Raw genomic sequence first — 7,179 nt, 5'->3', positions numbered from 1 at the left:
CCGATCCGACCCGCGCCGGTCTACACCCGCACCGACACCGGCTGGGCCGTGTCGCTGGCCGACGTGCTGATCGACCACCTGCGCCCCGGGTACACCGCCCGCGGCTGAATCCCGCTGCTGCCCACTGCCCATCACCTTGATACCCGGCGGGCGAACAACCGGATCGAGTCCGATCACAGCCAGCTGAAAGCCCGGTTGCGGCCGATGCGCGGGCTGAAACGCTTCCGCTCCGCCCAGCCGGTCAGTTCCGGGCATGCGTTCGCGGGAGAACATCCGCCGCGGCCACTACAAACTCAGGGTCGACACCGACCCGCACCTGCGGCTGCCGGCTGCCGTCGCCGAGCTCACCCTGACGATCTGATCATCGGTCCGACAGAGCTTGCCATGTCCTGCCTTCGCGTAATGCAACAAAGCCGATCCGAGCCCTCCGTCGGGTTGAGCGTCGACCGCTCCCGCGAGGCTCCGGACGGCGGACTCCGGACCGTTCTCACGCCCGTCCCCTCAATCAACAGCGCCCACGCTATGGTCTTGTTCGGCGGCGGTCGGGGGCTGCTGGGTGGTAGCGGTGTACGGGGCGCCCGGTTGATCCGTAGGCAAGATCGAGTGCGACTAGGCCACGCCGTTGTAAGTCAGCGAGGTAGCGCTGGGCTGTTGGGCGGCTCATACCGAGCTGTTGGGCAATTTGGGTGGCGCTGACCGGCTGAGCTGCTGCGCTGACAGCATCGAGGATTTTCGCCATCGTCGGCGGTAGTTGGCTGGGTGGAGAGGAGTTGAGTGCGGTCGGAGCGCGCAGGAGATTGTAAAGGGCGTCGACGGTTTCCTGGTCAGCCTGGTCGGAGCTCTCGAGCTGCTCGCGCCACCGGCGGTAGGCTCGAAGTTGATCACGTAATTGTCCGACTCCGAACGGTTTAACGAGATAGTATACGGCGCCGAGGTGCATCGCCGTCCGTACGGCGTGGAGGTCGCGGGCTGCGGTGACGACGATACAGTCGGGAACCCTGCCAACTGTGGCTTTCAGAGTGCGCAACAGGGACAGGCCATCCTCGTCGGGTAGGTGGATGTCGAGGAGGAGTAGCTCGGGCTGGAAGTCGCGAATCGCGGTGCGTGCCTCGGCCGCGCTGTGTGCTTCTCCGACGCAGTGAAAGCCTGGGACCTGTTCGACGATGGCCGCGTGAATGCTGGCGACCCGGTAGTCGTCGTCGATGACGAGGATGGGAATCACCGTGAGTTCTCCCGTGTGCTGAGGCCTGGCGTTGAGGTGGTTGAATCGGGGATGGGTAATCGGACTTCAAACCGGGCGCCTGGCCCTGGGGATACGGTGACGGAGCCGCCGGTACGGTGTACGAGCCGATGTATCAGGGCGAGCCCGAGGCCACGGCGTATCTCCCCGCGGGGGGTTTTGGTGGAGTAGCCGTCCTGGAAGATTTCCTCGATCGTGTCGGGTACGACGCCGGGTCCGGTATCGGTGACCCTGATGAACACCTCGCCGTCATCGTCGCTGATATGTACGCCGACTTGCCGGGGGCCGGGTTCACCCGCGACCGCGTCGACCGCGTTGTTGATCAGATTTCCAATGATCGTTATTAGTACTTGAGGATCCATGGCGGGCTGGTCTAGGTGCGATGTGTCATCGATGATCACCTGTACGTCCTGCTCGGCCGCGATCGTCACCTTGGCCGTGAGTAGCGCGGCTATCGATGGCGGCGCGATTCGGGCTCGCAGTTCCTCGCCTTGGCCAAGGGTGGTTTGGGAGATCTCGGCCAGATAGCTCGCTGCCTCCTCCGGTTTGGAGAGTTCAAGCAGGCCTGCGATGACGTGTAGCCGGTTTGCGAACTCGTGTTCCTGGGCGCGGAGCGCCGCGGTGAGGCCGGTGACCGCGTGCAACTCACGGATCAGCGCCTCGAACTCGGTGCGGTCGCGTAGCGTGACCACGTACCCGACGTCACGCCCGGACAGTAGGACTGGCATTCGGTTGACTACAAGTAGGTATTCATCGGTGAGGGCGACCTGGTCGGCGCCCGAGATGTCGCCGGCGAGCATGTCGTGCAGCCGGCCGGGCGGCACCAACTCATCGAGGTGCTGCCCGGTTGCCGTGGATGTGATCCGCAGCAGCCGCCGAGCTTCGTTGTTGATCAGATTGACGCAACCGTTGGCATCGAAACCGAGCACACCCTCGCGGATGCCGTGCAGCATTGCCTCGCGCTCCTGCAGCAGCGATGCGATTTCCGACAGCTCCAGACCGAAGGTGATTCGCTTGATTGTCCGGGCAAGCGCCCACGAGGCAACCGTGCTGAGTGCGAGGATGAGGGCCGAATACAGGAGAATCAATAGGGCTTCGTGCCGCAGCCGGCTCGTCACGTTGCGTTCCAGGATGCCGACTGAGACCTCACCTATGGCGGCGCCGTCCGAGTCGAAGATAGGAGCCTTACCGTTGGCCGAGCGGCCCAGACTGCCGTGATCGATGCCGACGTGAGTACGCCCGTCCAGGGCGACCACGGGTTCTTCGAGCCGCTGCCCGATCAGTGCCGGGTTCGGGTGGGATAGACGGACACCTGCCCGGTCGGCGACCACAACATAGTCTGCGCCGGTGCTCCGCCCGATCTGGTTGGCCAGACCTTGGATGACGCGTTGGGGATCGGGGCGTAACACCGCTGCTCTGACGTCGGGGATCTGTGCCACCGTCGCGGCGATGTCGACGGCGCGCGTCTCGTACTGCCGATCGAGTGACCGGCGGGTGAGCTCGACGTAGAGCGCGCCGCCTAACGCGATCGTGACAACGAGGATGCCCAGCACGCCAATGAGGATCTGCGATGCCAGGGTGCGTGAGCGCCACATCGAGGTTCCTCCACTCTGTCGATCATGGAACGTGTTACGCCGGTTCCGGAAGAGGCGGCGCGGCATCCCACATGGTAAGTGGCGGCCGAGCAGAACGCACTGAACTCACCAGAAGGCGCTGCCGCTGAGCTTTGCGAGCAGAACGACGAGTAACGCGGGATAGCCACACAACCTTCTGAATTATTTCGCTCTCGTTTCCAGACTCCTACTGTCCTCCCACACAGCCGGTACGCCACCCACTGATCCGCGCCGGCGATGCTTTTTTCATAGTCAGGAAGGACCAGCGACAGTGCGACTACCACAGCACAGCGATTCCGGGACGCTGGCGATCGATCTACGAGCGGTCACGAAAAGGTTCACGACCCCGTCCGGGGCAACGTACACGGCGCTGAAAGACCTGAATCTAGGGGTGGTGGCCGGGGAGTTCTGCGCGATCGTCGGACCGACGGGCTGTGGGAAGTCGACCACGCTGACCTTGGTGTCCGGACTGGAACGACCGTCGCTGGGAACGGTCAAAGTCCACGGTGCGGACGTATCGGGTATCACCCCGGGAGTTGCGTTCATGTTCCAGACCGATGCGGTCCTGCCGTGGAAGACGGTGCTCGACAACGTCGCGCTAGGACCGCGCTTTCGCGGCACCTCAAAGTCCGCGGCCAATACGAAGGCCCGCGACTGGCTGCGCCGGGTCGGGCTGGCTGGTTTCGAGGACCGATTCCCCCACCAGCTCTCCGGCGGCATGCGCAAGCGGGTGGCCCTGGCCCAGAGTCTGATCAACGAGCCGCGGATCCTATTGATGGACGAGCCGTTTAGCGCGCTGGACGTTCAAACCCGCTCGATCATGTCCAATGAGTTACTGCAGTTGTGGGACCTCACTCGTCCCGCCGTCGTCTTCGTCACCCATGATCTCGAGGAAGCAATCGCTCTGGCTGACAAGGTCGTCGTTCTCACCGCGGGTCCCGGCGGCACCGTCAATGCCAGTTTCGAGATCGATTTGCCGCGGCCTCGTGTGGTGCAGGAAATTCGCTTCGAGCAACATTTCGTCGATCTCTACCATCAGATATGGGAAGCCCTACGCTCGGAAGTTGATATCGCCTATGCGCAGACCACCGCTGCGACTACGAAGAGGGCGCCGTGATGACCGTCACCGCGAATCTGACGACAGCGGGCGAGAAACATGAGGTCTCCGCGAATGAGCGGGTCTACCGCTCCAAAGTACGCCGACGTAAGCTCATCGTTCACCTCACCCAGCTCGCGTTCCTGGTCGTGGTGATCGGCGGCTGGGAGCTGTATGTAGGGTCCGATTCACGAAAGATCATCCTATATGGAGTGCCGTCCGGGATCGTCAGCCGTCTACACACCTGGGTCGCCGACGGAACCGCGATCGGCTCTCTCGGAGACCAGATCAAGACCACTTTGGAGGAAGCGCTGATCGGCTTCGCCATCGGCACTGCGCTTGGCATCGTCGCCGGGATCGCGCTCGGACGGATCCGTTTCCTCGCCGACGTATTCAGCCCCTACATCAAGGTCCTGAATTCGATCCCGCGCATTGTCCTCGGGTCGGTGTTCGTGCTGGCCTTCGGCCTGGGCATCGAATCGAAGGTTCTGCTGGTCATCGTGCTGGTGTTCTTCGGTGTGTTCTTCAACGCCTTCCAAGGCGTCCGCGAAGTCGACCGCAACCTCATCGCCAACGCCACCATCCTCGGCGGCTCCCCCTGGCAGGTCACCCGGCAGGTCATACTCCCGTCGGCGTTCACCTGGATCATCGCCAGCCTGCACGTCAGCTTCGGCTTCGCCCTCATCGGCGCGATCGTCGGAGAGTTCCTCGGCGGCTCGCACGGCCTCGGCGTACTTATCAAGAACGCGCAAGGCACCTTCGACGCCAACGGTGTCTGGGCCGCGATGGTCATCATGGGCATGGTCGCTCTGCTCGCGGAATGGTTCATCACCAAGCTCGAAAACCGTCTCCTCCGGTGGCGGCCACCGCAACTCGCCGGACCGGACCTGTAACAACCGGAGAACTCACCGCGCTCGGCTCATACCGACCAGGCTTTCCTATCCACAACAAAAGGGGAACCGCATGTCCAGAACAAGATTACTAGCCGCGGCCGGGATCGCCGCAGCCCTGGTCGCAACCGGATGCAGCTCGAACGCCAGCCATACCAGCAGCGGAACAACAAATGTCGGTACCGACTCAGGCGCCAAGGTAAGTATCATGGTTGGTGGCCTCAACAAGCAGATCTACCTTCCCTTCATGCTTGCCCAGCAGTTGGGTTACTACAAGGACCAAGGCCTCAACATCGCGCTCTCTGACGAGCCGGCCGGTGTAGATGCCACAACAAACATGCTCGCAGGCAAGGTCGATGGCGTCGGCGGCTTCTATGACCACACCATCGACCTGCAGGGCCTCGGCCAGTCAGTGGAGTCCGTGGTCTCCATGCTGGTCACCCCTGGCGAGGTCGAGCTGTGCCGCAACGACCTCGAGAACCAGATCAAGTCCCCAGCCGACTGGAAGGGCCGTAACCTCGGCATCACCGACCTGGGCTCGTCCACCGACTTCCTGACCCAGTACCTGGCGCAGAAGAACGGCGTAGACCCCACAACCATCAACCGAATCGGTGTCCAAGCCGGCGCCACCTTGATCGGCGCGATGACGCACAAGAACGTTGACTGCGCCATGACCACCGAACCCACCGTGTCGCAACTGCTCGCCAACAAGCAAGCCTACATTTTGCTCGATATGCGTTCTGACGCTGGGGCCACCCAGGCGCTCGGCGGCGAGTACCCGGCGACGTCGCTGTACATGACCACCTCCTATATCAAAAATAACCCACAAACGGTACAGAAGCTGGTCAACGCCTACGTCAAAACCCTGAAATGGATCCAGGAGCACACTGCCGCCCAGATCGCTGACATGATGCCCGCCGACTACTACGCCGGTGTCGGCAAGGACGCCTACGTCGCCGCCCTCAACAACGAGAAAGGCATCTACAACCCGACCGGCATCATGCCACCCAACGGACCGCCTACAAACCTGAAAGTGCTCTCGGCATTCAACAAGAACATCATTGGCAAGAAAATCGACCTGAGCAAGACCTACACGGACCAGTTTGTGGAGAACGCCACATAACGCCGCCATCCATCGCCGAGCAGTCGACTGTGCCCGCCCATCCCCTTACCTGGAATGGGCGGGCACTGCGTGCATCGCCCGACCCTGTGGGGTGCCAGAACTGTGCCACCAGCGTTGAGCTGGGCTTTTGCGCGACGCGTTCGTACTCATTGACCAGACCACCGATAACAGGTCACCGTTCGACCCTGTTGGGCTCCACCTAATGCAACAGAGCCGTTTCAGGCGATCGCGGTGATATCCCCGTCGTCGAAGTAGATCGCCTGGTGTAGCCGCGATGCCACTGACGCTAGTTGGATCTTGGTCGTGCCTGGTGTGTCGTTTGCGGTAGTTCTGCCTGGTTGACGGCATGATCGTGGGGTGTGACGGACACTGAGACGGTGGCGGGCAGCCGGCTGGCCGGGACCCTCGACGACCTCGACGTCACCTCGCCGGCCTGGGAACCGACCTCGGGTGGGCTGACCAGGGCCCGCCAGCGGCTCGGCCCGGCGCCGCTGGCGGAACTGTTCTCCCAGGTCGCCGTGCCGGTCGCGGACCTGGACACGGTCGGGGCGTTTCTCGGCCCGTGGCGGCTGATGAGCATCGACGGGCTGGCGTGGGACGCGCCGGCGTCCAAGGACAACATCGCCGCGTTCGGCCTGCCGGCCGGCCGCGACGACGCGCCGGGGGTGTTACCGAAGGTCCGCGCGGTCACCGTGTCCGAGTGCGCCTCGCACGCGGTGGTCCTCGCCGCGCTCGGCCCGGCCGGCGGAACGAAGGTCGCCAGCGAGCAGGCCCTCGCCCGCAGCCTCTACCCGCGTCTGGAGTCCGACTGGCTGCTGCTGGCGGATCGGAACTTCTACTCCTGGGCGGACTGGTGCACGGCCGCGGACACCGGCGCGGCGCTGCTGTGGCGAGTCAAGGCCACCCTGCGGCTGCCACCGCTGACGGCACTACCCGACGGTTCCTACCTGACGGTCCTGGTCAACCCGACGATCACCGGGAAGGCGCGTGACGCGCTGCTCACCGCGGCCCGGGCTGGCACGCTGCTGGACCCGGCGAAGGCCCGCTACGCCCGCCTCGTCGAGTACGACGTCCCCAACCGGGAAGGCGACGGGAAACACGAGGTCATCGCCCTGATTACCACCATCCTCGACCCGCGGGAGGCGACCGCGACCCCCCTGACCGGCATCACCGCGTGCTGCGGCTGCTCGCCGCGGACATCACCCGGCCCGACAGCC

5 protein-coding genes and 2 pseudogenes are annotated in these 7,179 nt (G+C 63.7%); 5 read left to right on the top strand and 2 right to left on the bottom strand.

The annotated features are described in order from the left end of the window. Positions 1-114: 114 nt before the first annotated feature. Positions 115-361, top strand: a pseudogene (locus U9979_RS11605) (DDE-type integrase/transposase/recombinase); the annotation flags it as partial. 159 nt (positions 362-520) lie between these two features. Here U9979_RS11605 and U9979_RS11600 read toward each other — a convergent pair. Both U9979_RS11600 and U9979_RS11595 read right to left on the bottom strand, forming a co-directional pair. Next, the gene (locus U9979_RS11600; RefSeq protein WP_322770098.1) at positions 521-1,222 is read right to left on the bottom strand and encodes a response regulator; all 702 of its coding nucleotides are present in this window, start codon (positions 1,220-1,222) and stop codon (positions 521-523) included. Further along, on the bottom strand, positions 1,219-2,835 hold the full coding sequence (locus U9979_RS11595) for a sensor histidine kinase (RefSeq protein ID WP_322779392.1): 1,617 nt from the start codon (positions 2,833-2,835) through the stop codon (positions 1,219-1,221). The genes U9979_RS11600 and U9979_RS11595 overlap by 4 nt, the downstream gene beginning before the upstream one ends. A 289-nt stretch (positions 2,836-3,124) precedes the next feature. Here U9979_RS11595 and U9979_RS11590 point away from each other — a divergent pair, with 289 nt between their 5' ends. From U9979_RS11590 to U9979_RS11575, 4 genes and pseudogenes are all read left to right on the top strand, one after another. Next, entirely contained in the window at positions 3,125-3,970 is an 846-nt protein-coding gene (locus U9979_RS11590; RefSeq protein ID WP_322779391.1) for an ABC transporter ATP-binding protein, read from the top strand. Further along, positions 3,970-4,842, top strand: coding sequence for an ABC transporter permease (locus tag U9979_RS11585; protein ID WP_322779390.1), 873 nt, complete (start codon positions 3,970-3,972; stop codon positions 4,840-4,842). The genes U9979_RS11590 and U9979_RS11585 overlap by 1 nt, the downstream gene beginning before the upstream one ends. Positions 4,843-4,912: 70 nt before the next feature. Continuing rightward, positions 4,913-5,962, top strand: coding sequence for an ABC transporter substrate-binding protein (locus U9979_RS11580; RefSeq protein WP_322751708.1), 1,050 nt, complete (start codon positions 4,913-4,915; stop codon positions 5,960-5,962). Between the two features lie 359 nt (positions 5,963-6,321). Further along, positions 6,322-7,179, top strand: a pseudogene (locus tag U9979_RS11575) (transposase); the annotation flags it as partial.

This window comes from Protofrankia sp. Cas4 (assembly GCF_963555915.1).
Classification (GTDB): Bacteria; Actinomycetota; Actinomycetes; order Frankiales; family Frankiaceae; genus Protofrankia.
The sequence above is the reverse complement of the archived record's forward strand: the minus strand, read 5'-3'. Positions and strand labels throughout refer to the sequence as shown.

Bases quoted from the DNA above. Each gene is read 5' to 3' on its own strand.
- U9979_RS11595 (WP_322779392.1), bottom strand. From the start codon at position 2,835: ATGTGGCGCTCACGCACCCTGGCATCGCAGATCCTCATTGGCGTGCTG.
- U9979_RS11585 (WP_322779390.1), top strand. From the start codon at position 3,970: ATGACCGTCACCGCGAATCTGACGACAGCGGGCGAGAAACATGAGGTC.
- U9979_RS11580 (WP_322751708.1), top strand. From the start codon at position 4,913: ATGTCCAGAACAAGATTACTAGCCGCGGCCGGGATCGCCGCAGCCCTG.